Source organism: Gemmatimonadaceae bacterium (assembly GCA_016720905.1).
In the GTDB taxonomy this organism is placed as follows: Bacteria; Gemmatimonadota; Gemmatimonadetes; order Gemmatimonadales; family Gemmatimonadaceae; genus Gemmatimonas.
Map to the genome: position 1 here is coordinate 140,523 of JADKJT010000029.1, position 24,947 is coordinate 165,469.

24 protein-coding genes and 4 pseudogenes are annotated in these 24,947 nt (G+C 64.3%); 1 reads left to right on the forward strand and 27 read right to left on the reverse strand.

What is annotated here, in order from left to right; all coding sequences use genetic code 11:
• Positions 1-195: 195 nt before the first annotated feature.
• The 9 genes and pseudogenes from nuoH to ndhC all read right to left on the reverse strand — a co-directional run bounded on the left by nuoH (position 196) and on the right by ndhC (position 7,801).
• The gene (gene nuoH / locus IPP90_17275) at positions 196-1,230 is read right to left on the reverse strand and encodes an NADH-quinone oxidoreductase subunit NuoH (protein MBL0172430.1); all 1,035 of its coding nucleotides are present in this window, start codon (positions 1,228-1,230) and stop codon (positions 196-198) included.
• 53 nt (positions 1,231-1,283) lie between these two features.
• Positions 1,284-2,867 carry a (2Fe-2S)-binding protein gene (locus tag IPP90_17280; GenBank protein ID MBL0172431.1) on the reverse strand — a complete coding sequence of 528 codons (1,584 nt, stop codon included), beginning with the start codon at positions 2,865-2,867 and terminating at the stop codon, positions 1,284-1,286.
• On the reverse strand, positions 2,864-4,201 hold the full coding sequence (nuoF, locus tag IPP90_17285) for an NADH-quinone oxidoreductase subunit NuoF (protein MBL0172432.1): 1,338 nt from the start codon (positions 4,199-4,201) through the stop codon (positions 2,864-2,866). Before nuoF ends, IPP90_17280 begins: the two co-directional genes overlap by 4 nt.
• Positions 4,201-4,752 carry an NAD(P)H-dependent oxidoreductase subunit E gene (locus IPP90_17290; protein ID MBL0172433.1) on the reverse strand — a complete coding sequence of 184 codons (552 nt, stop codon included), beginning with the start codon at positions 4,750-4,752 and terminating at the stop codon, positions 4,201-4,203. Before IPP90_17290 ends, nuoF begins: the two co-directional genes overlap by 1 nt.
• A pseudogene (gene nuoD, locus IPP90_17295) lies at positions 4,749-5,948 on the reverse strand (NADH dehydrogenase (quinone) subunit D). Before nuoD ends, IPP90_17290 begins: the two are co-directional and overlap by 4 nt.
• On the reverse strand, positions 5,897-6,055 hold the full coding sequence (locus tag IPP90_17300; protein MBL0172434.1) for a hypothetical protein: 159 nt from the start codon (positions 6,053-6,055) through the stop codon (positions 5,897-5,899). The pseudogene nuoD and the gene IPP90_17300 overlap by 52 nt, the downstream one beginning before the upstream one ends.
• Positions 6,052-6,663, reverse strand: a complete 612-nt coding sequence (locus IPP90_17305) for an NADH-quinone oxidoreductase subunit C (protein ID MBL0172435.1) — start codon at positions 6,661-6,663, stop codon at positions 6,052-6,054. Before IPP90_17305 ends, IPP90_17300 begins: the two co-directional genes overlap by 4 nt.
• A gap of 128 nt (positions 6,664-6,791) precedes the next feature.
• A pseudogene (locus tag IPP90_17310) lies at positions 6,792-7,400 on the reverse strand (NADH-quinone oxidoreductase subunit B).
• The gene (ndhC, locus tag IPP90_17315; protein MBL0172436.1) at positions 7,397-7,801 is read right to left on the reverse strand and encodes an NADH-quinone oxidoreductase subunit A; all 405 of its coding nucleotides are present in this window, start codon (positions 7,799-7,801) and stop codon (positions 7,397-7,399) included. Before ndhC ends, IPP90_17310 begins: the two are co-directional and overlap by 4 nt.
• A gap of 326 nt (positions 7,802-8,127) precedes the next feature.
• Here ndhC and IPP90_17320 point away from each other — a divergent pair, with 326 nt between their 5' ends.
• Positions 8,128-8,682: a dCTP deaminase gene (locus IPP90_17320; protein ID MBL0172437.1), complete on the forward strand. Its 555-nt coding sequence runs from the start codon at positions 8,128-8,130 to the stop codon at positions 8,680-8,682.
• Positions 8,683-8,906: 224 nt separating this feature from the next.
• Here IPP90_17320 and IPP90_17325 read toward each other — a convergent pair whose 3' ends face one another.
• From IPP90_17325 to ispD, 18 genes and pseudogenes are all read right to left on the reverse strand, one after another.
• Positions 8,907-9,764 carry a c-type cytochrome gene (locus IPP90_17325; protein MBL0172438.1) on the reverse strand — a complete coding sequence of 286 codons (858 nt, stop codon included), beginning with the start codon at positions 9,762-9,764 and terminating at the stop codon, positions 8,907-8,909.
• A 19-nt stretch (positions 9,765-9,783) separates the two neighbouring features.
• The gene (locus tag IPP90_17330; GenBank protein MBL0172439.1) at positions 9,784-10,557 is read right to left on the reverse strand and encodes a succinate dehydrogenase/fumarate reductase iron-sulfur subunit; all 774 of its coding nucleotides are present in this window, start codon (positions 10,555-10,557) and stop codon (positions 9,784-9,786) included.
• Entirely contained in the window at positions 10,557-12,470 is a 1,914-nt protein-coding gene (locus IPP90_17335; protein ID MBL0172440.1) for a fumarate reductase/succinate dehydrogenase flavoprotein subunit, read from the reverse strand. Before IPP90_17335 ends, IPP90_17330 begins: the two co-directional genes overlap by 1 nt.
• A 1-nt stretch (position 12,471) precedes the next feature.
• Entirely contained in the window at positions 12,472-13,221 is a 750-nt protein-coding gene (locus IPP90_17340; protein ID MBL0172441.1) for a succinate dehydrogenase cytochrome b subunit, read from the reverse strand.
• 58 nt (positions 13,222-13,279) lie between these two features.
• Positions 13,280-14,208: pseudogene (gene mdh, locus IPP90_17345) on the reverse strand (malate dehydrogenase).
• 158 nt (positions 14,209-14,366) lie between these two features.
• A complete protein-coding gene (moaA, locus tag IPP90_17350; protein MBL0172442.1) occupies positions 14,367-15,359 on the reverse strand; it encodes a GTP 3',8-cyclase MoaA in 993 nt (330 codons plus the stop codon).
• Complete coding sequence (locus tag IPP90_17355) at positions 15,356-15,766, reverse strand: molybdenum cofactor biosynthesis protein MoaE (GenBank protein MBL0172443.1); 411 nt, start codon at positions 15,764-15,766, stop codon at positions 15,356-15,358. The genes moaA and IPP90_17355 overlap by 4 nt, the downstream gene beginning before the upstream one ends.
• Before the next feature lie 31 nt (positions 15,767-15,797).
• Positions 15,798-16,040, reverse strand: a complete 243-nt coding sequence (locus IPP90_17360; protein MBL0172444.1) for a MoaD/ThiS family protein — start codon at positions 16,038-16,040, stop codon at positions 15,798-15,800.
• A gap of 110 nt (positions 16,041-16,150) precedes the next feature.
• Positions 16,151-16,492, reverse strand: a complete 342-nt coding sequence (locus IPP90_17365; protein ID MBL0172445.1) for an integration host factor subunit beta — start codon at positions 16,490-16,492, stop codon at positions 16,151-16,153.
• 88 nt (positions 16,493-16,580) lie between these two features.
• Positions 16,581-17,711: pseudogene (gene carA, locus IPP90_17370) on the reverse strand (glutamine-hydrolyzing carbamoyl-phosphate synthase small subunit).
• A gap of 514 nt (positions 17,712-18,225) precedes the next feature.
• Complete coding sequence (locus IPP90_17375; GenBank protein MBL0172446.1) at positions 18,226-18,981, reverse strand: triose-phosphate isomerase; 756 nt, start codon at positions 18,979-18,981, stop codon at positions 18,226-18,228.
• Positions 18,982-19,026: 45 nt separating this feature from the next.
• On the reverse strand, positions 19,027-20,223 hold the full coding sequence (locus IPP90_17380) for a phosphoglycerate kinase (protein ID MBL0172447.1): 1,197 nt from the start codon (positions 20,221-20,223) through the stop codon (positions 19,027-19,029).
• A 79-nt stretch (positions 20,224-20,302) separates the two neighbouring features.
• On the reverse strand, positions 20,303-21,313 hold the full coding sequence (gap, locus tag IPP90_17385) for a type I glyceraldehyde-3-phosphate dehydrogenase (GenBank protein ID MBL0172448.1): 1,011 nt from the start codon (positions 21,311-21,313) through the stop codon (positions 20,303-20,305).
• Between the two features lie 5 nt (positions 21,314-21,318).
• On the reverse strand, positions 21,319-21,846 hold the full coding sequence (locus tag IPP90_17390; protein ID MBL0172449.1) for a ComF family protein: 528 nt from the start codon (positions 21,844-21,846) through the stop codon (positions 21,319-21,321).
• A gap of 334 nt (positions 21,847-22,180) precedes the next feature.
• A complete protein-coding gene (locus IPP90_17395) occupies positions 22,181-23,011 on the reverse strand; it encodes a shikimate dehydrogenase (protein MBL0172450.1) in 831 nt (276 codons plus the stop codon).
• Positions 23,012-23,018: 7 nt separating this feature from the next.
• The gene (locus IPP90_17400; GenBank protein ID MBL0172451.1) at positions 23,019-23,486 is read right to left on the reverse strand and encodes a low molecular weight protein arginine phosphatase; all 468 of its coding nucleotides are present in this window, start codon (positions 23,484-23,486) and stop codon (positions 23,019-23,021) included.
• A 4-nt stretch (positions 23,487-23,490) separates the two neighbouring features.
• Complete coding sequence (locus tag IPP90_17405; protein ID MBL0172452.1) at positions 23,491-24,162, reverse strand: threonylcarbamoyl-AMP synthase; 672 nt, start codon at positions 24,160-24,162, stop codon at positions 23,491-23,493.
• A complete protein-coding gene (gene ispD / locus IPP90_17410) occupies positions 24,159-24,944 on the reverse strand; it encodes a 2-C-methyl-D-erythritol 4-phosphate cytidylyltransferase (GenBank protein MBL0172453.1) in 786 nt (261 codons plus the stop codon). Before ispD ends, IPP90_17405 begins: the two co-directional genes overlap by 4 nt.
• Between the last annotated feature and the right edge of the window lie 3 nt (positions 24,945-24,947).

Below are 24,947 nucleotides of genomic sequence, written 5' to 3' on the forward strand. Positions count from 1 at the left end.
CCTCGGCCAGTTGTCGTCGTGACAGATCCAGTCCGCGCGCGCGCAACCGCGCGAGATCTGCCGGTCCGACCCGCGCACTCGAGGGCTGTGGTCTGCCACGATCGGGCCGGGCTGATGATGCGCCCGCCATCAGCACGACAATCAGGCCGAGCAGTGCACCCCGAACACCGCGGGCCGCGCGCGAGCCCCCGCGCGTCAGACCCGCCAGTGTCCAGCGCACTGGCGATCACGAGGATCACATATGCCAAGCGCCACTGGGAGCATGATGCTCCATCCGAGCGACATCAGCTGATCGTAGCGGAAGCGCGGCAGCGTCCAGCGCACCCACATGAAGAGAAACAGGAAACTGCCGGTTTTGGCGGCGAACATGGCCAGTGTTGCCAGTGATTTCACGACCGTGAACGGTGGCAGGTTGTCCCACGACGTGAAGGGGATATCCCAGCCGCCGAAAAAGAGCGACGCCATCAGCCCGCTGACGGTCGCCATGTTGGCGTACTCGGCGATGAAGAACATCGAGAACTTCATGCCGCTGTACTCGGTATGGTAGCCGGCCACCAGTTCCGACTCCGCTTCCGGCAAGTCGAACGGGAGCCGGTTGGTCTCGGCGAACGCGGCAATCAGGAACGTGAACCAGGCCACGGTGAGCGAAAAGACGTTCCACCCCATGTGCACTTGTTGCTCGACAATGGTGTGCAGTGACACATTGCCGGCCAGCAACAGGATCGGAATGGTGGACATCCCCATCGCAATCTCATACGAGATCATCTGGGCGCTGGAGCGCAGGCCGCCGAGCAGCGCATACTTGTTGTTCGAAGACCATCCGGCCAGTACGATCCCATACACGCCCAGCGAGGAGATCGCGAGCGTGAACAGGTACCCGATGGGCAGTGACGCCACCGCCATGTCGATCAAGCCCCACGCGGTCGGCATCGGCGCCGCCAGGGGCAAGACCGCCCACGTGAGCATCGCCGGAATGAACGCGAGGGCCGGCGCGATCAGGAAGAGCCAAGTGTCCGCCTGCCCGGGACTGGTTTCCTCTTTCATAAAATTCTTCAGGCCGTCGGCCACCGGCTGCAAGATGCCACCCGGACCGGTCCGATTGGGTCCGCGACGATCCTGAAACCATGCGGCGAGCTTGCGTTCCGCCAGCGTCAAAAATGCCACGCCCAGCAAATACAGGACGAACACGACCAGGATCTTGATGCCGCTGGCCAGCACGAATGTGCCAATCGCCGTTGGCGCCAGCTGCGAGTCGGCCCGCGGAAACAGCGTGCTGAGCGCGTTCACGACACCGCCTCGGTCGGGAGCGACAGCACTTCCTCCGTCACGAGCGCTTGGCCACGCAGTCCGAGTATCTCGTAGTTCAGTCCCGCAAACGGACCATGGTTCGCCGCCATCGCTCCAAACACCTCGGACGGCAGATAGAACTGGCCATCTCCGCCGCAGGCCTCCAGCACGTCGGCCACGACGTACCAGGTTGGACGCGCCATCCCAGGCGCCGCCTTGGCCTGCAGGAATCGCTGCACGCGACCGCGGAGGTTCGTGAGGGTTCCCTCTTCTTCCATCGTATTGGTCGATGGCAATACGACATCCGCGCGCGTGGCGAGCGCCTCGGGAAGCACGGTGCCGATGTACACTGTCGACGATGCGCGATCGAGCAGGACCTCTCCGACGCCTTCGAGGTCGTCACCCACAATCAGCAATGCGTCGCCGTGCTCCAGCACGTCCGACAACGATACCGCATCGGTGAATCCAAGAAGGCGAGCGCCGGTAGCGTTGGCGGCGCGTTCGGCACGCAACGCCAGGTCGGCGACACCCGGCAACGGCACCTCGGCACCCTGTTCCACGCGGAAGACCCCGTCGCCGGGCAGGACGGCACGAAGGCGCGCCAACAGAAACAACGATTCATTGGACAGGTTTGGCGAGGCCAGCACCATCAACCGACGGCTGCCAATGACGCGCGCGGCCGTGGCGACCGCCGCTTCCCAGTCCGCCACCCGAAGCGCCCCATCGTGTCGCACCAGTGGCTGGTCCACGCGATCGCGACGATTGAACGCACGATATCCCAGTCGGCCGGTTTCGCACAGATAGAAATGATTGACCTGATCATTCGATCGCGGCTTGAGGCGGACCAGCACGTTGTCTCGTGTCTCTGCCACGGCGTTGCAGCCCTGGCTGCATCCGGTGCAGATCGTGGGTGCGCGATCGAGCTCCCAGGCGCGGGCCTTGTTCAAGAAGTCCTTGGACAGCAGGGCGCCCACCGGACACAGATCCACCACGTTGCCGGCCCACGAATTCGTCAGGTCGTGGCCGTCCGCCTTTCCGATAAACGCGCGGTCACCGCGCTCCGACACGTTGAGCACCGGCTCGTGCGCCACGTCCGTCATGAAGCGGACGCAGCGCGTGCAGAGGATGCAGCGGTTGGGCACGTACAGCACATCGCCGCCAAAATCCTCGACGGGATTGAAGCGCTTCGACTCGCGATAGCGTGAGTCGGCACGTCCCTCGGCGAAGGTGTAATCCTGCAGTTCACATTCGCCGGCCTGATCACAAATAGGGCAATCCAGCGGATGATTGATCAGCAGAAACTCGAGAACGCCCTTTCGCGCCTCAAGGGCCTTGGGGGAGTGCACATGCACCACCTGCCCTTCCATCACAGACGTGGCGCACGCCGGCGCCAATTTCGGCAACTTCTCCACCTCGACCAGACACATCCGGCACACGCCAGCGACTGGCAGGCCCGGGTGATAGCAGTAGTGCGGCACCACCACGCCAGCCGACTTGGCCGCTTCCAAAATCGACAGGCCCTCCGGTACCGTGACCGGACGACCTTCGATCGTCAGCGAAATCATCTTGCGGTCTGTCACGCGCGCCTCACACCCTCGAAGCGCGGCATCTCCGGCACCGCAATCACGCCGCGTGTCGCGACAATCTTCGCCTCAAACTCGGGTCGGAACTTGGCGAGTCCGGAAATCACGGGCGTCGCGCAGGAGTCGCTAAGCACGCAGATGGTCTTGCCGCTCATGTTGTCAGCAATGGAGAGCAACGTGTCGAAATCCTCGACCGACCCTTCTCCGTCGCGAATGCGCTCCAGAATGCGCGTCGTCCACGCGGTGCCTTCACGGCACTGCGAGCACTGCGCGCAGCTCTCGTGCGCGTAAAATCGCGCAAGGCGCGCGATCTGCTTGACCATGTCCTGCCGGTCATCGAAGACAATGACGCCGCCGGAGCCGAGCATGGTCCCCGCGGCGACGAAACCCTCATAGTCCATCAGTGCCCCCTCCGCTTCCTCGCGCGTGAGGATGGGGACAGACGAGCCACCCGGAATGACGGCCTTGATCTCGCGTCCGGGCAACGGGCCGCCGCAGAGATCGTACAGGAAATCCTTGAACGGAAATCCGAGCGTGACCTCATAGTTGCCGGGTCGACTGATGTTCCCGCAGACGGAGAAGAGCTTGGTGCCGATGCTCTTCGGGTTGTCTCGACGCCCGAACTCCTTGTACCACTCCGCCCCATTCTTGATGATATAGGGCACCGTCGCCAGCGTCTCGACATTGTTGATCGTCGTCGGCATGCCGAACAATCCCGACACCGCCGGGAAGGGCGGCTTGATCCGCGGGTTGCCGCGGCGCCCTTCCAGCGAGTTCATGAGCGCCGTCTCTTCACCGCAGATGTAGGCTCCGGCGCCGCGATGCACATGCACGTCCACGCGCTTGCCCGATCCCATGGCATCCGCCCCGAGAACGCCGGCCGCATACGCTTCCTCGATGGCCTGAGACACCCGGGCAAGCGGTTCCGTGAATTCTCCGCGAATGTAGATGTACGCGGTCTGCGCGTAGATCGCATGCGCCGCCAGCGCCACGCCTTCCACCAGCCCGTGCGGCGTCCACCGCATGATCTCGCGGTCCTTGAACGTGCCGGGCTCGGACTCGTCGGCATTGCAACACAGATAGTGCGTCTTGCCGTCCGGCTTCATGAACGACCATTTCAGACCGGTCGGGAATCCGGCCCCGCCGCGGCCGCGAAGACCGGATTCCTTGATCACCGCCTGCAACGCCTGCGGGTCGGTGTCGAGCGCACGGTCGAGGGCCTCGTAGCCACCACGCTGTCGCCAACCATCAAGCGTCCGCGCGCCCGTGTCGCCAAAGTAGCGCGACAGGATTGGTGTTTCCCGCGGATGCGACTTGTGGGGATATCCCATTACGTCAACTCCGCAAGCAATCGCGGCACCGATTCGGGAGTCACCGATTCGACAAAGGTGTTGTTGACCATGAGCGGCGTGGCGAATCCGCAGGCGCCGAGACATTCCACTTCAACCACCGTGAACCGACCGTCCTCGCTGGTCAACCCCAGGTCACCGCAGCCGGTGTGCTCCAGCAATGCGCGTACCACGTCGTCCGCGCCGCACACATTGCACGGGGTCGTCGTGCACACCTGGATGAAATGCCGTCCGACCGGGTGCTGGTGATACATGGTGTAAAACGTCAGCACGCCCTTGACGTACGCAGGCGTGAGCGCGAGCACGCCCGCGACCTCTTCGATCGCGCTCGCGCTCACCCATCCGTGCGTATCCTGAACGATCCACAGCGCGGGCAGCAGCGCGGCCTGTTTCGTCGGATAGCGGGAGAGGATGCGCTCAAGCTCCGTGCGACGCTCGCCGGTGAATACCGGCACGTACGGCGACGGGTCGTGCTGGCCGTGTTGCGACACGGCGACCAGGGCGCCGCCTCGCGCCGATGGACCGTGGCTCATCGGTCGATCTCTCCCATCACGATATCGATGCTCGCATTGATCGCGATGACGTCGGAGAGGAGGTGCCCCTCGACCAGCCGTGGAATGGCCGACAAGTTCACGAACGATGGCGGCCGAATGCGCCACCGTACCGGTTTCGCCGTGCCGTCGCTGACGAAGTAGTAGCCCTTTTCACCCTTGGGGCTCTCCACCGCGACATAGCACTCGCCGGCGGGCGGCCGCGGACCTTCCATGACGAGTTTGAAATGATGGATCATCGATTCCATCTCACTCGTCGCCTTATGCTTTGGCGGGAGAATCAGGCGCGGGTCATCGACGTTGATCGGGCCATCAGGCAACCGCATGACGGCCTGCTCAAGAATCCGCACGCTCTGTCGCATCTCCTCACACCGCACGAGAAACCGATCGTAGACGTCGCCGGTGGTGCCCACGGGGACGTCGAAGTCGTACGTCTCGTAGTCGAGGTATGGGAAGTCCTTTCGCACATCGTACGCTACGCCGGACGCGCGCAACATGGGGCCGGAGAGACCGGCGTTCACCGCCTCCTGCGGCGTCGATCGCGCCGAGCCCGACCGTTCGACCGGCCCAGATGCCGTTGGTCTCGAGCATCTTCACCGACTCGTCGAGCGTCTTGGGAAAGCCCTGCAGGAACGCCCGCAATCCGTCGAGCCATCCGTTCGGCAGATCCGCTGCCATGCCACCAACGCGCGTGGCGGACGTGGTCAGTCGCGCGCCGAACCAGGCCTCGAGCAGGTTGTACACGTTCTCGCGTTCCTGGTACAGCCACAGGAACGGCGTGAACGCGCCGATGTCCACGGATGTCGTGCCAAGCCACACGATGTGCGACATGATGCGCGACAGCTCCATGAGCATCACGCGCAGCACCGTCGCCCTCGGGTGCACTCGACGCCGAACAGCCGCTCCGCACCTAACGCGAAGGCGATGTTGTTCCCCGGCGAGTTGAGGTAGTCCTCGCGGTCGGTCCAGGGGATGATCTGGTTGTACTGGCGGTACTCGCCGATCTTCTCGAAGCCGCAGTGCAGGTAGCCGACGTGCGGGATGCAGCGCACCACGGTCTCGCCGTCGAGCTCGAGCACCAGCCGGAGCACGCCGTGCGTCGCCGGGTGCTGCGGCCCGATGTTGATCAGCATGTGATCGCCTTCCAGCTCCGGCTCCGCAGCGTCTGGGCGCGCCATGCGCAGGCTCCCGCGCCCTGCCCCGTCAGCGGCGCGCGGATCGGCATGCCGTGCGCATCGAGACCACTGGTGCCCAACGCCACTTCCACGGTACGACGCGCGCTCACTCGCCGCCCTCCATGCCGCGTCGGGCGACACGTTCCACCGCGAGGCGCTGCTTCATGTCGTCCGGCAGCGAGTCGAACGCCTCGGCGATGTGCAATTCCTCCATTGAATAGCGCGCCTCCGGGTTCGCGGCGAGCGCCTGCTTGAGCTGCTCGGCGCGCGAAAAGCGTCCGCGCAAGGGAAAGTCCTTGCGAAGCGGAAAGCCTTCCTGATACGAGTCCCACATCAGGATCCGGCGCAAGTCGGGATGTCCTTCAAAGCGGATCCCGAACATGTCAAAGCACTCCCGCTCCAGCCAATCGGCACCCGAGTAGATGTCGACAATCGACGCGACCGCGAGTGCACCGCCCTTCGGTAGTTGAACCTTGAGTCGCAGAAAACGGCGATGACCGAGGGCCCGCAGATGCCACACCACTTCGATGGGGCGGTCGGCATCGCGGTACTCCACGGCGGTCACGTCACTCAGGTAGTCGTAACGCTGCGTCGGTTCATCGTGGAGCCAGCGGATGATGTCATGCAGCGCCTCACGACGCACGAACACGGTCGTCTCACCCCACACCACCTCGTGGCGAACAACCGCGTCGCCGAACTGCGCCTCGAGCGCGGCCACGGATGCGTGCAGCGCCGCCGCGATGCGCGATGCCTTTGGCGAGATCGGCGCGCCGTCTGCATCCGGTGCCGGCGCGTCCGAGCGCGGCCGCACCGGCGCTCACCCGACCGATGCGCGGACGTCACGGGCCGGGTCTGGTTCACCGAGTTGCCGAATGGCTCGGACAACTCATCGATACGCGACGGCGGGATATACAGCATGCTGCTCGGGTCCGGCTCGATCTCGACATGGCGCGTGCGGTCCTTGAGCCGGTCCTGCCTCACCTTGTGTTGCAGCATGATGATGCCATGCATCAACGCTTCGGGGCGCGGCGGGCATCCCGGCACGTACACGTCCACCGGAATGATCGTGTCGATGCCCTGCACCACCGCGTAGTTGTCGAACATGCCGCCGGTCGAGGCGCAGGCCCCCATCGAGATGACCCACTTGGGCTGCGGCATCTGCTGGTAGATGCGGCGGATGACCGGCGCGAGCTTGAACGGCACGCGGCCGGCGCAGATCAGCACGTCGGCCTGGCGCGGCGAGTAGCTCAGGCGTTCCATGCCGAAGCGCGATAAATCGAAGCGGCTGGCCGCCGTCGACATGAATTCGATCGCGCAGCACGCCGTGCCGAACGGCATGGGCCAGAGTGATCCGGCACGCGCCCAATTGACCAGAAAGTCCAGCCGCGAGGTCACCCAGCCGTCCTGCGAGGCGGGATCAAACGTCGTCGTCGCGCGTCGGTCAGCCGGATTCAGTCCCACGTCAGGGCTCCCTTCTTCCAGACATACACAAAGCCGACGACGAGAATGACGGCGAACATGAGCATTTCGGCCAACCCGAAGAAGGTCAAGTGCCCGGCGGGACAGGCGCCGTTCATCATGGGGACCGTGCAGGAGAGCTGGCGGAAGTACACGCCCCACGGAATCATGAAAACGGTCTCGATATCGAAGACGATGAACAACATCGCCACCACATAGAACTTGACGGAGAAACGATCGCGCGCATCGCCGAGGGGCGCGATCCCCGATTCATAGGGCTGTGACTTCACTGCGGTTGGCTGCGCGGGAACCGTCAAATGCGCGAGGCCCAGGATGAGCACCGCGTTGACGATCACGAACCCGAGGAGCATCAGGACCGGCAGGTAATTGCGCAGCATCGTCGAGACGATGGGGAAGAACTGTAGAGGAGCGATGGGACCGAACGGGTCCCGGATCGGGCGGGATCGGCAGGGCGAATCCGCCCCCTGGAATGGACTTCGTGAAAAAGTTCACAAAGTCATCGGGAAAAGGTAAGCACTGGACCGCTACCACTCAATGCGATGCGGCACGCACCCGGTTCCGGCGGTCGCGATGGAGCCGGTCGCGGACGCGTGGCACTTTGGGGCCCGCTCCGGTAAGATTCGCGCGAGTCGCGCCGGACGGCGTGACTCTGGCTCGTCCGGCAGCCGCCGGCCAGAACCGCTCACCCTCCTCCGCTATCCCGATGGGGCTCTGCTCCGACCGCTGGATCACGCGCATGGCGCGCGAACATGGCATGATCGAACCCTTCGAAGACCGGCAGGTTCGCGAAGGCGTCATTTCGTATGGCGTCAGCTCCTACGGCTACGACATGCGGGTCGCCCGCGAGTTCAAGATCTTCACGAACGTGCTCAGTTCGATCGTCGATCCCAAGGCGTTCGATCCGAAAAGCCTCGTGGAATTTGAGGGCGATGTCTGCATTGTGCCCCCCAACTCGTTCGCGCTGTCTCGCAGCGTCGAGTACTTCCGGATCCCCCGAAACGTCCTCACGTTGACGGTTGGCAAGAGCACGTACGCGCGCTGCGGCATCATCACCAATGTCACGCCGTTCGAGCCCGAGTGGGAAGGATACGTCACGCTGGAGATCTCCAACACGACCCCGCTGCCGGCGAAGATCTATGCCAACGAGGGTATCGCGCAGGTCGTGTTCTTCACGGGCGACGAGCCTCCCGAGATCAGCTACGGTGACAAGAAGGGCAAGTATCAAGGACAACACGGTGTGACGCTCCCGCGCATTTGAGACTCGGCACCGAGCGGGCAACCGTGAGGACACGAGGCGACCATGCGCAGCGCACTGTCGTCGGGGTTCCTGATGGTGGTGATGTCGACGGACTCGCTTCCGGTGCGGGCGCAGGGCGCTTTGGCAGACTATCAACGGTCCGATCGCTGGCGGGCGATCGTGACCGCCAGCACTGGTGATATCCGTGAGTCGGCCGAGTCCGAGTCGACCGCCAGCCTAGACGATTACGGCGATTTCGGATTCACCCGTCGCGGCAGGAGCGGGCGCGGCGTCGGCATGGTCTTCCCCGCCGCTCGCGCAGCGCGAGTGGCATAGGCCACATCGACGGGCGGATCGCCCTTGGGCCAGTCGAGCTCCTTGCCGGGATGATCCTGCCGCGGTTGCGCCAGCACGTACGCGGCGACATCGGCCGCTTGCTGCGCCGAGAGGGTATCGGCACGATCATACGGCATGTTCTCTTGCAGAAACGTGGCCAATACACTTTGCCGCGCCAGTCCGGCACCAATGGAATAGCTGTGGCGTCCCCAGACGGCCGGCGCGAGCAAACCGGCACCCGTGGCCCCGTGGCAGCGCGCACACGTCTTCGAATACACGCGACGACCCGCGCGGAAGGATCCCTCAAGTCTGACCGTGTCCGGACCCGCCGGGCGCTCGGCGCTTTTCAAAGTGGACAGGTACGCCACCATGTCGCGCATGTCCCGACTGTCCTCCAACAACGGTCGTCCGGCCAGACTACGACCAATGCACTCATTGATGCGTTGCGTGATGGTCTCCTCGCTTCCCCGCCGGCCGCGATAGCGCGGATACCGCGCGGCTGTCCCCAACCACGGCATGGCGTTGGGTCGTGTGCCGTTGTCGAGGTGACAACTCGTGCATCGCAGTCGATTACCACTGTGGCGCGGCAGCGAATCCCGGAACGCGTTCATGAGCGCGAGTCCGCGGCCGGGGTCACTCTCCGGCGCGGCGACGCCCTGCGTCCAGGCCGCGCGGTGTGGCGCACCGCGCGCGAACGCCCCGCCCACGGCCCAAAGTGCCGTACTCAGTGCGCTCACGGCCGTGACGTACCACCACCCCGATTTCATGGAGTCGCCGCAGCGATACTCAGCCCGCCCCGACACCCGCCCGCGGTTCGCGTCGTTTGACGCTGGCCATCAGGTAATCGCGGTTCATCTGCTTGATCACATCAATGCTGATCTCCTTGGGACACGCTTCCTGGCATTCACCCACCAGCGTGCAATGCCCAAATCCTTCGAGATCCATCTGTTCGACCATGGACAACGCGCGGCGATCACGCTCGGGCTGTCCCTGGGGCAACGCGCCCAGATGCGCAATCTTTGCGCCCGTGAACAGCGACGCGGACGCATTCGGACAGGCTGCCACACAGGCACCACAGCCGATGCAGGCCGCCGCATCCATGGACTCCTCCAGGACTTCCTTGCCGATCAGAATCTCGTTGGCGTCCCGCGCCCCGCCGGTATTGACCGACACGAATCCGCCGGCCTGTATGATCCGGTCCAGCGATCCGCGGTTGACCACGAGATCCTTCACGATGGGGAACGACGACGCCCGCCACGGTTCCACCGTGATGATGTCACCGTCCTTGAACGCGCGCATGTGCAGTTGGCATGTGGCGGTTCCCTTCCACGGACCGTGCGCCTGCCCGTTGATCATCATGGCACAGGACCCGCAGATTCCTTCGCGACAGTCGTGGGCGAACGCGACGGGTTCCTTGCCTTGATGCGTCAGCTGCTCGTTGAGCATGTCGAACATCTCGAGGAACGACATGTCGGCACTGACGCCATCGAGTGTATACGTCTCGAGCTTGCCGGGCGCCTTGGACGCCGGTTGACGCCACACGTTGAGAGTAAGCTTCATTATTTGTAGCTCCGCGTGGACAAGTGCACGTTCTCGTACACGAGCGGTTCCTTGTTGAGGATCGGTGTGTTGCCGTCACCCGCGTACTCCCACGCGCCCACATACGCAAACTGCTCGTCGTTGCGCTTGGCTTCCCCTGCCTCCTGATACTCGACACGGAAGTGTCCGCCGCAGGACTCCTCCCGATGCAGCGCGTCGCGGCACATCAGTTCACCCAACTCCAGGAAATCCGCCACGCGCCCGGCTTTCTCAAGGGACTGGTTCAACGAATTCCCGCTGCCCGGCACGTTCAGATCGCGCCAGAACTCCTCGCGCAGCGCGGGGATCAGCGCAAGGGCCTTCGTCAGCCCCTCGCGCGTGCGCGCCATGCCGCAATGATCCCACATGATCTTGCCAAGGGCCTTGTGGAACGAGTCCACCGTGCGCTTGCCGCCAATGGAGAGAAAGGTCTCCTGCTGCGCACGCACCGCCGCCTCGGCCGACGTGAACGCGGCATGCGTGGTGTCGACCGGCGCGAGTTTCGTGCTGGCGATGTAATCACCGATGGTGTACGGGAGCACGAAGTACCCATCCGCCAGCCCTTGCATGAGCGCCGACGCCCCCAGCCGATTCGCCCCGTGATCGGAGAAGTTGGCCTCTCCGGCCACATGCAAGCCGGGGATGGTGCTCATGAGGTTGTAGTCGACCCACAGTCCGCCCATGGTATAGTGCACGGCCGGATAAATGCGCATCGGCACTTCATACGGATTTTCGTCGGTGATGCGCTGGTACATGTCGAACAGGTTCCCATAGCGTTCGGCAATCGTATCCCGGCCAAGTCGCTTGATGGCATCCGCGAAGTCGAGGTACACGCCCAATCCGCCGGGGCCCACGCCACGACCGTCGTCGCAGGCTTCCTTGGCGGCCCGCGACGCAATGTCACGCGGCGCGAGGTTGCCGAAGCTCGGGTACTTCCGCTCCAGGAAGTAGTCGCGTTCCGCATCGGGAATCTGCGACGGGGCGCGGTGGTCACCCTGTTTCAACGGCACCCACACGCGGCCGTCGTTGCGCAGTGATTCGGACATCAACGTCAGCTTGGACTGATGGTCTCCGCTCACCGGAATGCAGGTGGGATGGATCTGCGTGTAGCACGGATTGGCAAATGCGGCGCCCTTCTTGTACGCCCGCCAAATGGCGGTCGCATTCGAATACATCGCGTTGGTGCTCAGGTAGTACACGTTGCCGTATCCACCAGTGGCCAGCACCACCGCGTCGGCAGCATGCGACGTGATCGCGCCGGTGACCAGGTTGCGCGTGACGATTCCGCGCGCGTGCCCGTCCACCACGACCACATCGAGCATTTCCTCGTGCGTGTGCATCGCGACGCTGCCCAGTCCCACCTGTCGCTCCAGCGCCTGGTAGGCACCCAGCAACAGCTGCTGTCCCGTTTGGCCGCGCGCATAGAATGTGCGAGATACCTGCGATCCGCCGAATGACCGATTGGCCAGCAGGCCACCGTACTCGCGCGCGAAGGGCACGCCTTGCGCCACACACTGGTCGATGATGTTCACCGACACCTGCGCCAGGCGATACACGTTCGCCTCGCGGGCACGGAAGTCACCGCCCTTGATCGTGTCGTAGAACAGGCGGCGCACGCTGTCGCCGTCATTCTGGTAGTTCTTGGCCGCATTGATGCCGCCCTGGGCGGCGATGGAGTGGGCCCGGCGCGGCGAATCGTGAAACACGAAACACGACACCTTGTAGCCCAACTCCGCCATGGTGGCGGCGGCCGACGCACCAGCCAACCCCGCGCCGACGACAAGGACCGAGTGTCGGCGCTTGTTGGCCGGATTGACCAGCTTCATGGAGAAGCGGTGTTCGTCCCACTTCTGTTCGAGCGGGCCGTTGGGGACCTTCGGATTCAGATCAGCCATGTCAGCGGGTCTCCCCGGCGGGCAACGCGGCAACTGGTGCCGGTAGCGAGTTCTGTTCGACCGACGTCGACGCGGTGTCCACCAATGGCGGGGCTTCAGCAAAGGCGCCCGCCAGCGTGGCGATGGGGATGATCAGGAAACCGGCGGCCACGACGACGGCCACCACGAGGGCCACCGTGCGCTTCAACGGCTGCGTGGACGGTCGCGCCATCCCCAGTGTTCGCACGACCGCCCAAATGCCGTGATACAGGTGCATCGCCAGCGCCAGCATGGCGACGATGTACAGCGCGGCCACGAACGGATTCGACAATCCGATGACGACATTGTTGTACGGGTCGAGATGCGTGAACCGCGGGTGCACGACCCCCAACGTCAACTGGAGCAAGTGAAAGACGATGAAGGCCAGCAGCAACACGCCGCCCCAGCGCAGCGTCTTCGCGGCCAGGGTCGTGACTTGCGGTTTGCGAACCGCGTAATCATCGGGACGCGCGGCACGAGCGCGCATGGTGAGCTGGTAGGCCGACACGGCATGCAGCACCACGGCGGCCAACAGGACGCTGCGAACGACGTACAGCAGCGGCATGCTGGTGCGCAGCAGCAGCGCATAGTGATGCATGGCATCCTGCCCCTTGAACATCAGCAGGTTGCCGGACATGTGGCCGATGACGAACAGGATCCCGATGATCCCCGTCACCGCCATCACGATCTTCTTGCCGATCGTGCTCTGCCAGAATCGAGAGAGTCCGTACATGGAGGGGGTAGAAGACAGTACCGGCGCGACCTGGAAAGGCCGCGCCGGTGCCGAAAGACTAGAGGGAGAGAACCGACATCGGTTCGCGAACGGCGTGCGCCGATTTTCGAGCGCGGCTCGCTCATCGGCGGTGAGTTCGATCTCAAGCACCTTCTCGAGTCCGCGGCGCCCGAGTTTGCAGGGAACGCCAAGGAACAGGCCGGACATCCCGTACTCGCCATCGAGCCAGGCGGCGCATGGGAGAATGCGTTTGCGATCGTTCACGATGGCGTCCACCATCTGGACCGCACCGGCGGACGGCGCATAGTACGCTGAGCCGGTCTTGAGATGCTTCACGATCTCGGCACCGCCGTCGCGTGCCCGTTGCACAATCGCGTCGAGCTGCTCGCGCGGCATCAGCTGCGTCACGGGAATGCCGCTCACGGTGGTGTACGAAATCAGTGGCACCATGGTATCGCCGTGGCCGCCGAGGACCATGGCCTGAATGTCCAGCACCGAGACATCCAACGCTTCTGCCAGGAACGAGCGATAGCGCGCCGTATCCAGCACGCCCGCCATGCCGATCACGCGTTCGCGCGGGAAGCCCGTCACCTGCTTGGCGACATAGCACATGACGTCGAGCGGATTCGACACGACGATCACGATCGCGTTCGGCGAGGTCGCACGAACCTGCTCGGACACCGACTTCACGATGCCGGCATTGGTGTTCAGCAAGTCGTCGCGGGTCATCCCGGGCTTGCGGGCGATCCCGGCCGTGATCACGACAATGTCGGAATCGGCTGTGGCCGCGTAGTCGTTCGTACCGATCACTCGAGAGTCAAATCCCTCAATGGGCGCGGACTCCCACTGGTCGAGACCCTTCCCCTGTGGAATCCCCTCGACGACGTCCACCATGACGACCGTTCGCCCGAGGGACTTCTCGGCAATGCGCTGGGCCGTGGTCGCGCCTACATTGCCCGCGCCAACGACCGTGATCTTGTTGACCATGTTGTGTCGGTTCTCCGGACCAGGGTCCGTGCAGATGACGATGCGAAACACCACTGTGAGCGCACGAGTCGTGGTGCACACCCGGCGTTCGTGATGAGCTGTGGTCGCAAGTTAGGTCGCTGCGGCACGGCGAGCAACGCCGCCGCAACACCGGCACATCAGCCGCCAACTTCGCTGAGCGCCCGCAGGCCACCGACGCGCATTTGGAGCAGATCATGCGCTTTGGGCTTGTTGGCCAAGGCCTGTCGGAAAAGCGGCTCCAACGGTTGGCCCTCGCGCAACGCATCCCGCAGCAGGACCTCATGGTCGCCGAACAAGCAGGTTCGCAGCCGGCCATCGGCAGTCAGGCGAACCCGGTTGCACCGCTCACAATAGGTGTGGGACATCGGGGTAATGACGCCGATCGAACCCGGCGCGTCCTGAAAACGCCAGTAGACGGCCGGCCCGTTCCCGCGCGCCGGCCCCGGATCCGGCACGAGCGTGCCGAGGCCGCGCACCCGCGCAAGCACCTCATCGCTGGAAACCACGTGTTCCCAGGTGAGCTCACGCAGGTCGCCCACGGGCATGAGCTCGATAAACCGCACGTGCCACGGGTGCGATCGGGTCAGTTCGGCGAAGTCGGCGATTTCATCGTCGTTCACGCCGCGCATGACCACGACGTTGATCTTGACCGGCGCCAATCCGGCCCGCTCCGCCGCGAGCGCTGATTGCACGATGTCGAACCCCAGGTCGCGTCTGGCAATCGCGACCACCCGTTCGGCCCGCATGGAGTCGGCACTGATGTTCACGCGATTGAGGCCCGCGTCGCGCAGTTCGGCGGCCAGTTCCGGCAGTTTCACGCCATTGGTCGAGAGCGAGATATCCTCGATGCCGGGGATCTCGTGCAACATACGCACCAGCGCCGCAAGTCGTGGCCGGATGGTCGGTTCGCCGCCGGTAATGCGAAGTCGCCTGAGGCCCAGCGGCGCCAACTGGCGCACGATGGCTGCAATCTCCTCGTAACGCAGGATGTCCGCCTTCGGGAGCCACGGCAGGCCTTCCATCGGCATGCAATACTGGCACCGGAAGTTGCAGCGATCGGTCACCGAGATACGCAGGTACTCGATCGACCGACCAAACTGGTCCGTCAGCGTCTCGCCGCCAGATGTCATACGGTCGGGTCCACCCACCGGCGCTCTCCGTCGACATAGTGTTCACGCTTCCAGATCGGGACGCGCAACTTGAGAGTTTCGATAACCCGTTGCGCCGCCGCCATGGCGGGAGCTCGACGAGCATGCCCGGCGGCAATCGCCACGCTCACGTCTCCGACGACCAGGGCTCCAACTCGATGCTCGACGGCTAACCGCAGCCCCGGAACGGCGTCGCAGGTCTCACGCACAATCGCCTGCAACTCGCGCTCAGCCATCGGCTGGTACGCCTCGTAATCGATGCCGGTCACTTGACGCCCATCGTTGAGATTGCGCACGGTGCCCAAGAACAGCGATATCGCGCCGACGCCCGAGTCTTCCACGTACGACGTCAACCGCGTGATGTCGATGGGCCCGTTCACGATGGCCACGTGGGGGACTCCGATATCCTCGACCGCCATGTCAGCCGCCGGCAACCGGCGGAATGATCGCGACCTCATCCCCCGCGACAATCGCGCGTTCGTCACGCACCCATTCGTGATTGACGGCCACCAACGGCTCATCCGGAAGCACGTGTCCACCAGGGAGTCGACGGAGACTTGTCACCAGATCGCGAATCGTGCAGGGCAAGGTGACCGGAATCGTAATCCGGCGCGCGCCGAAGGCATCGGCGTAAGACGCGAAGAGCAACACGTGGATACTCATGTGACTGTTGAAGATAGCACGTGACACCTCATTTGGTTCCCGATCCACGGTCAACACAAACGCCCCGCGACACTCTCACGTCGCGGGGCGCTGTCAGGTGTTCGCATGCGTCAGGATTCGTAATCGTCGTCGTCGTGATCGTCGAGATGCGCGATGTCGATGCCGGCCACCATGGCACGCAGTTCTTTCGATGGCTTGAAGACGGGAACCGGACGCGCCGATACCTCGACCGGGGATCCGGTACGCGGGTTGCGCGCCATACGGGTCTTCCGCTGACGGATCTTGAACGTCCCGAAACCTCGAACCTCGATGTTCTTCTGTTCCTGCAGGGCGTCTTTGATCGCGTCCAGAAACGCGTCGACGACCCGCGCACAGTCCTTCTTGGAGATCGTCGGACCGGCCGTCTGCGCAATACGCGCCGTGACGTTCTCCACCAGATCGGCTTTCGTCATGGGCTCTACCAGGGGTTCGACGCGCGCCAGCGGGGGCAAAAGACGCAGCGTACCGAAGGTCCGAACGTATGACCTTAGTGCTTATCAGTCAAGCGGTTGGCTCACTTGAGACACGACGGGACTCGAGGGCCGTCACGAACTGGTCGAAGAGGGGGACCGCATCATGGGGTCCAGGAGCCGCTTCGGGGTGGTACTGGACGGCGAAGATCGGCAGTGTACGGTGCCTCAGCCCCTCAACCGTCCCATCGTTCAAATTGATGTGCGTTACCGCCAGATCCGGTGCCCCATCAACCCCGGAGGCAGATCCGGCGACGGCGAATCCATGGTTCTGGGACGTGATCAGGACGCTCCCGGTGGCCAGGTCCTTCACCGGCTGGTTCCCGCCGCGGTGGCCGTACGGCATCTTCTGCGTATGGCCGCCAAAGCTGAGCCCGATCAATTGGTGACCAAGGCAGATTCCGAACATCGGCATCTGCGCACCGGCGAGGGTTCGAATGGTCGCTGGCGCATACGTAACCGCCGCGGGATCGCCGGGACCGTTGGACAGGAATACACCGTCGGGATGCATCGCCATGACCGCCGCCGCCGACGTGTCCGACGGAACGACCGTCACCCGGCAATCATGAGCCTCCAGCAACCGAAGGATATTTCGCTTGATCCCGTAATCGAAGGCCACCACGTGATACTGGGCGTCTTCACGACCCCACTAATAGCTCTCGCGCGTCGAGACCACGGTGGCGAGGTCCATCCCTTCCATGCTGGGACAGGCATCCAGCACCTCCAGCGCCTCGCGCGATGGAGTTTCTCCAAGCCCGATTACTCCGCGCATTACGCCGGACGATCGCAAGTGCTTGGTGAGTCGTCGCGTGTCCACCTCGGTGAGGGCGGGCACTCCCCCCTCCAGGAGCCAGTCACGCAGGCTTCCCGTGGCGCGCCAATTCGAATACGTGCGCGACAATTCGCGGACCACGATGCCAGCGACCTGCGGCCGTGCCGACTCGGGGTCCTCCGTGTTCACGCCGTAATTCCCGATCTGCGGCGCCGTCATGACCACGATCTGGCCGCGATATGACGGATCCGTGAAGACCTCCTGATAGCCGGTCATGTTGGTGGTGAAGACCACCTCGGCCACCGTCGGCAGCGTCGGCCCGATCAGCCGCCCGAGAAAAAGGGTTCCGTCCTCGAGGAGGAGGAACCCTTTGGGTGCGAGTGCATCCACGCGCGTTACGGCTTGACGGGAGGGTGACGGGCTGCGCGGCGGGAGCCGCAGCGGGCGACGTGAGCGGAGACGCGGGGGCCGCGCCCGGGGCGCCTGTCGATGGCGCCGTCGGAACGGCCGCTGGGCCGCCGATCTTGTCGAGCACCGACTTCGGAGCCGCGCTACGCGACGACATCAGCTGGAGTATGAAAGCGAGACCGAGGAAGATCCCTCCGCACCACCAGCTGGCCTTCGTGAGCAGGTTTCCCGCCTGTCGCGTACCCATCACGGAATCGGACGAGGAACTCGCGCCACCGAAGTTGGCGGCGAGGCCACCCCCCTTCCCCGACTGGAGCAGGATGGCGGCGCCGAGCACGAGCGCATCGAGGATGAGCAGGACGAGGAGAAACGTGTACATGGTGCGAATGAGGTGCGAGGCGACTACGGAAACCGTTAGCCCTGTAAAATCACGCTTCGCGCGACGGGATTCAAGTCCTTCCCTTGCCGAGGCTTGCGACAGACTCGGCTTTTTCCGTCAGCTGCGAGTAATGCTGCTCCATCCGTCGGGATCCAGCGAGGCCCCTCCAACCAGCAGCCCGTCCACGTCAGTGGACGCCAGAAGGGTCGAGGCATTGCCGCGATTCACCGACCCGCCATAGAGAATCGGGACCGCCTGCGCCGCCTTTTCGCCAACGCGCCCCGTCAGCGCGCGCCGCAAAACGCCGTGGATGTCGCTCGCGTCCTCAGGGGTTGCGGTCTTGCCCGTCCCGATGGCCCACACCGGCTCGTAGGCCAGCATCATCGCACCAACCTGCACATCATCCATTTCGGCGATGCCCGCCGCCAGCTGACGCTCGACCACGGAAGCGGTCGCGCCAGACTCCCTTTCCGAAAGCGTCTCGCCCACGCAGAGGATGGGGATGAGTCGTGCGTTGGCCACCAATGCGCATTTCTTCGTCGTCATCTCGTCGGTCTCTCCGAAGACATGTCGACGCTCGGAGTGACCGACCAGAACGACCCGTGCCCCGATATCACGGACCATCAAGACCGAGTTCTCCCCCGTGAACGCCCCCTGCGCCTCGCTGTGGACGTTTTGTACACCCACCCAGATGTCCGGGCGATCGCGCAAGGCGTCGGCCACGGTGCTGGCGGTCATCGCCGAGGGGCACAGGATGATGGTGCGGTCCTGTTGCCGTGGCGTGAGCGCAAGAAATCGCTGGAGGAACGCACGCGCATCTGTGGGCGTCAGGTTGAGCTTCCAGTTTGCCGCGAACACGGGCTTGCGATGCATGATCAGTCGGGTCAGATGGCGGAGTGCAGAAACGACGTGCTGACGTCAGTGGGTGTCCAGCGCCGAGACGCCGGGGAGGTCCTTTCCTTCGAGAAATTCCAGTGACGCTCCGCCACCGGTGGACACATGCGACATGCGATGCTCAAGTCCGGCTTCCGTGACGGCGGCCGCCGAATCGCCTCCGCCGATAATCGTCGTCGCGCCTGCGTCAGTCGCATCGGCCATCGCACGGGCAACCAACAACGTGCCGGCGTCGAAAGGTGGCTTCTCGAACACGCCCATGGGTCCGTTCCACAGCACGGTCTTCGCGCCGGTCACCAGGCCGCGATAGGTCGCAATGGTTTCAGGGCCTATGTCGAACATGGCCTGTCCGACGGGAATGGCCTCGCGGGCAACCACGTGCGCCTGATCGGTTGCGTCCATGGCCGGCGCGATCATCGCATCCACTGGCAGCACCAGCTTGGCACCAGCGCGAGCCAGCAGATCCTTGGCCATGTCCAGTCGATCGGGTTCGACCAGTGAATTTCCGGTCTCCAGCCCCATCGCCTTGAAGAACGTGCACGCCATCGCGCCGCCGATCAGGAGATGATCAACCTTGGGCAGCAGCGCTTCCACCACATCGATCTTGCCAGAAATCTTGGATCCGCCGAGAATCGCCACGAACGGTCGCTTCGGCGCCGCCAGCGCGCCGCCGAGATAGGCGAGTTCCTTCTCCATGAGCAGCCCGGCGACCGCTGGATGGCAGTACTTCGCCACGCCGGCCGTGCTGGCGTGCGCGCGATGCGCGGCGCCGAACGCATCGTTCACATACACATCGCCCAACTCGGCCAACTGGCGCGCGAGTGCGTCGTCGTTCTTCTCCTCACCCGGCAGGAATCGCGTATTCTCCAGCAGCAGTGTCTCGCCCGGGGCGAGTGCCCGTGTCGCCGCAACGACCGACGCCCCAACGGTCTCAGGCAAGAATGACACGGGACGCCCCAACAATTCGCGCAGCGTTCCGACGACCGGAGCCAGCGAATACTTCGGTTCGGGAGCGCCCTTGGGTCGGCCGAAATGGGCCAGCAGGATGACTTTCGCGCCGGCATCGAGCAACGCGTTGATCGTCGGAACCGCGGCGGCAATGCGCGTCGCATCGGCGACGTGCCCGTGCTCATCCAGCGGCACATTGAAGTCCACGCGCACGAGGGCGCGCTTGCCGGCGAGGTCCGCCGACGTCAGGTCACGAATGGTGCGAGTGGTCATAGTCGGTTGTGCGCGAGCCCCGGCACATGGGCACCGGGGCTCGACGGTTCTCGGTCAATATCGCGGGCCGTCAGCGCGATCAGAGACGCGCGCCCACAAAACGCAGCAAGTCGACGCACCGGGAGGAGTATCCCCACTCGTTGTCGTACCAGCCGGAAATCTTCACCATCGTGCCGTTGATGACGATCGTGCTCAGGGCATCCAACGTGCAGGAATTCGGATTGCCCACGTAGTCGATGGAGACGAGCGGGACTTCGCTGTAGCCAAGCACCCCCGCCAGCGACCGCTCGGAGGCGGCCTTGAACGCGGCGTTGACCTCGTCCTTTGTCACGACCCGCTCAACGACACAGGTCAGGTCCGTCAGCGAGACATCGGGTGTCGGCACCCGCACCGCAATGCCATCGATCTTGCCTTTCACCTCGGGAATCACGAGCGCGGTGGCTTTCGCGGCACCCGTCGTGGTGGGAATCATCGAGACCGCCGCCGCACGGGCACGGCGCAAGTCCTTGTGCGGCAGGTCGAGAATGGACTGATCGTTGGTGTAGCTGTGAATCGTGACCATCGAGCCGTGCACAAATCCGAAATTGTCGCGAATCACCTTTACCATCGGCACCAGGCAATTGGTCGTGCACGAGGCGTTGGAGATGACGTGGTGCGCGGCCGGATCATACTTGTCGCTGTTCACCCCCATCACGATGGTGATGTCTTCGTTGGTGGCCGGAGCGGAAATGATCACCTTCCTGGCGCCACCGGCGATGTGCTTGGCCGCGTCCGAGCGTTCAGTGAAGCGTCCCGTGGATTCGAGCACGATATCCACGCCGAGTTCTTTCCATGGCAGCTTGGCGGGATCGCGTTCGGCAAGGATGCGAATACGATCGCCGTCCACCGTAATGCCGTCGGCGTCGGCACTGACCTCTCCCTCGAACTGGCCGTGCACCGAGTCGTACTTGAAGAGGTGCGCCAGCGTCTTGGTGTCCGTCAGGTCATTGACCGCGACGAAATCAATATCGGCAACGCCTTGCTGCTTGGCGGCACGAAGCACCTGACGGCCGATGCGGCCGAAGCCGTTGATGCCAACACGAATAGCCATTCCGGTCAGTCCTGGTCAGAGTCAAAGTCGGTGTCGGCTCGGTCGCCCGGATCCGGCGCCCGCCCGAAGGTGATATAGCTGATGATACGCGCCCCGCCATCCGTCAGCGCCCGAGCAGCGGCGTTGAGGGTGGCCGCCGTGGTGATTACGTCGTCGACCAGCACGACATGCGCACCACGCAGCCGACCCGCAGCCGAATCACCGACCGCGAAGGCATGCAACACGTTGCCAGTCCTCTCGGACGGTGTCAACCGCACCTGCGATCTGGTATGTCGCGTTCGACACACGACGTCGTTCCACACCGGCACGCGCCAGTGCAACGACAAGGCGTCCGCGAGGCATTCGGCCTGATTGTAGCCTCGCTCACGTTGACGCGTGGCGGCCAACGGGACCGGCACAAGCGCCGTCCGTTCTCGCACCACGTCATCCGGAAAATCCACGCGGGACATCCGGCGGGCCATGGCATGTGCCGTGCCGCGCCACCCTTCGTATTTGAGCGCATGCACAAGGGACGCCCCGGTTCCGACATCCATGCGGCAGACTGACCGTACGGCTCGCACAAATGCCGGGAGACGCGCACACCAGCGGCAGGGAGGGATGGCATCGGGCGAACCGGTCGCCGACGCACCTGCCGGAAGCGGGGTCCACGGCGCGAGTCTCGGGTGACCGCATCGCACGCACCGAGGGTCGACAAAGGAAACCAGGCGCGCCACGCACAGGCGACACACGATGCCTTCACCGCAGGAGTCCAGGGGGCCCGACATGCGGCGCATGCCGGCGGCATCAGCACCGAGGTGAGTCCGATGGCGACGCGCCGGAATGCGTGTGAGGCACCGGTGAATCGGGAGAGGCTGGTGGTTGCAACCATCAGGCGCACCGACCGGCTTCCGCGATGAGGGCGCGTGACATGGCTTCGCGAGGGGCCGGGACTCCAAACCACCGTTCGAACGCCGATGCGCCCTGTGCCAGGAGCATGCGCAACCCATCTTCAGCGCGGTGACCGCGCTCGCGGCACGCCCGCACCCACGCGGTGGCGTTCCGCCGATAAACCAGATCGAGGGCCGCGGTGTTGGCCGACAAGGCGGACGGCGGTACCGGCATGCATTCGTCGGTCATGCCAATCGGTGTGGCATTGATCACCAATCCGGCGGTGCCAACACCCGGGTCGTCGATGGACACCACTCGCACGCTGATGCCCGCATGCGCGGCGAGACGACGCGCCCCCTCGGCGTTGCGAGCGGCAATCACAATGTCTCCACAGCCGAGCGTACTCAACGCGACAATGGCGGCCGCGGCGGATCCCCCAGCCCCGATCACGACACAGCGCGTCTCTGCGACGCCAAAGGGGCACAACGCGGTGATCGAGGCCGAGACGCCGGCGACGTCGGTATTGTCGCCATGGAGCATGCCATCAACGTGCCAGAAGGTGTTGACGGCGCCGACCCGTTCGGCCAACGCGGTGCATCGGGCTCGTGATGCTACCGCAGACTTATGCGGGACGGTGACATTTCCCGCGGCGCCTTCCGCGGCCAGCGCATCCAACGTGTCATGGAGTCGCGCCGGTGTCACATCGAGCAGTTCATAGCGCAGCGTGGACCCGATGTATCGCAGGGCGGCGTTCTGGAACACCGGCGACAGCGAATGCGCGATCGGGTGTCCGAGTAACACCAGTCGCGACGGCTTCACGAGCGCGGACATGGCGAACTCAGGTCGAGGGCCCACGGCGGTCGCGGACAATGCGATCAAGCACCAGACCGATCTCATCCTCCAACTCATCGTAGGTGGCGCGATAGATGTCGAGTTCTCCGCCAAACGGATCACTGACCGGCCGGGCACGATTGGCATCGACGAAACCCGTCAACAGCCAGGTCCGACCGCTGCCGCCCAGCGCTTCCGCACGTTCGAGATGATGCGGTCCCATCGCGAGGATGATCTCGCTGGCCGCCACAATGTCGGGGGAGAGTTGTCGCGCGCGGTGCTCAGCCAGATCGATCCCGTGTTCCATCGCCACGAGGAGCGAACCGTCAGACGCCGGCGCGTCCGTCCACGCGCTGGTGCCCGCGCTCGAAACGGCCAGATCACGCAGGCCGCGGTCGGCGATCAGTCGGCGCGCAATCCCCTCGGCCATCGGACTGCGGCAGGTGTTGCCCGTGCAGACAAAGAGAATGTGCATGGGTTCAGGTATCACCAACGAGATCGGGGACACACTCGCGAAGCAGCGCTGCCGACAACACGCCTGGTCGGATGACGCGGCCACGTCGTCCGGTGCAATCGACCACGGTGGATGGTGGCGAGGGCGACAACCGGCCGCCATCGAGCACGTGCAGTATGCCCCGATGAATCGCCTCCGACCACTGTTCCACAATCTCCCCACACGTCATGGCTGGCGGTACCCTGGGGCGATTGGCGCTGGTGCTGGTGATCGGTTCGCCGTAGGCGGTGAGGAGCCGTTGCAGTCCAGGATGCGGCGTCCACCGCACCGCCACGCCGCCTTCGGGACCGCGCAATCGGGTCGGAACGCGTCCATCCCCGCCTTTCAGAACCAGCGTGAGTGGACCCGGCCAGAAGCGGGCCGCCAGATGCGCCGCATAGGTGGGCAGGTGCAGGTCAAGTCGCGCCACTTGCCCGGGGTCACCGATCAACATGAGGAATGGTTTGCCGGGAGGACGACCCTTGAGCGTCACCAACGACTCCACCGACTCATGATCGACCGCCGTCCCAAAGCCATACACAGTCTCGGTCGGATAAGCCAGGACACCGCGATTCGTCAGGTGCTCAATGACGCCACGCAGCGCAGCATCGATCTCGGCCGGTGACCAGAACGGGATGGTGAGCGACTGCATGCTCATTCCGGAATCGTGCTCAGCGCATCCGCGCGCGCGAAGTCGGAATCCGTGGTGATCTTGAGGCCGCGCTCACTCCCCTGCACCACCATGACCGGCAGTCCGAGGCGCTCGACCAGTGCCGCGTCGTCGGTGGCCACGATGCGGTCGCGCTGCGCTTCGACGTGCGCGCGCTCAAGGATTGCGCGAGGGAATGCCTGAGGCGTTTGCGCACGCCAGAGATGCGCGCGATCAATGGTCCGTACGATGCGACCCGTGTCATCGACTTCCTTGAGCGTATCGACCACCGGCAATGCGGCGATAGCGCCGTGCCCTTTGCGTGCCTCGGCGATCACCCGATCGATCGTATCATCGGTCACCAGCGGTCGCGCCGCATCATGCACGACGGCAATGACCACGTCCTCCGGCAAATCCTCGAGGCCGTTGACGACGCTCTCATGCCGATGGGCGCCGCCCGTGCTCACCAGCAGACGATCGACGTCGCATTGAAACAGCCAGGGCGGCGGATCGGCCGCGTACGCTTTGGGCAGGACCACCACCACGATGGCCACGTCGGGTCGCGCCATGAACGCCTGCACACTGTGGAGCAGCGCCGGCTTACCGGCCACCCAGCGGAATTGCTTCAGTTCCGTGCTGCCGGTGCGCGATCCGGTCCCGCCGGCAACAATCACGACACCCACATCACGGGTCACGGACGTGTTGGTGAGTGACACGGCATCGTCCCGAGATCGCGCGGGTGTCGGCGGCGGGACGTGGCGACGCGGATGCGGCAAGTCAGAGGCGGTCATATC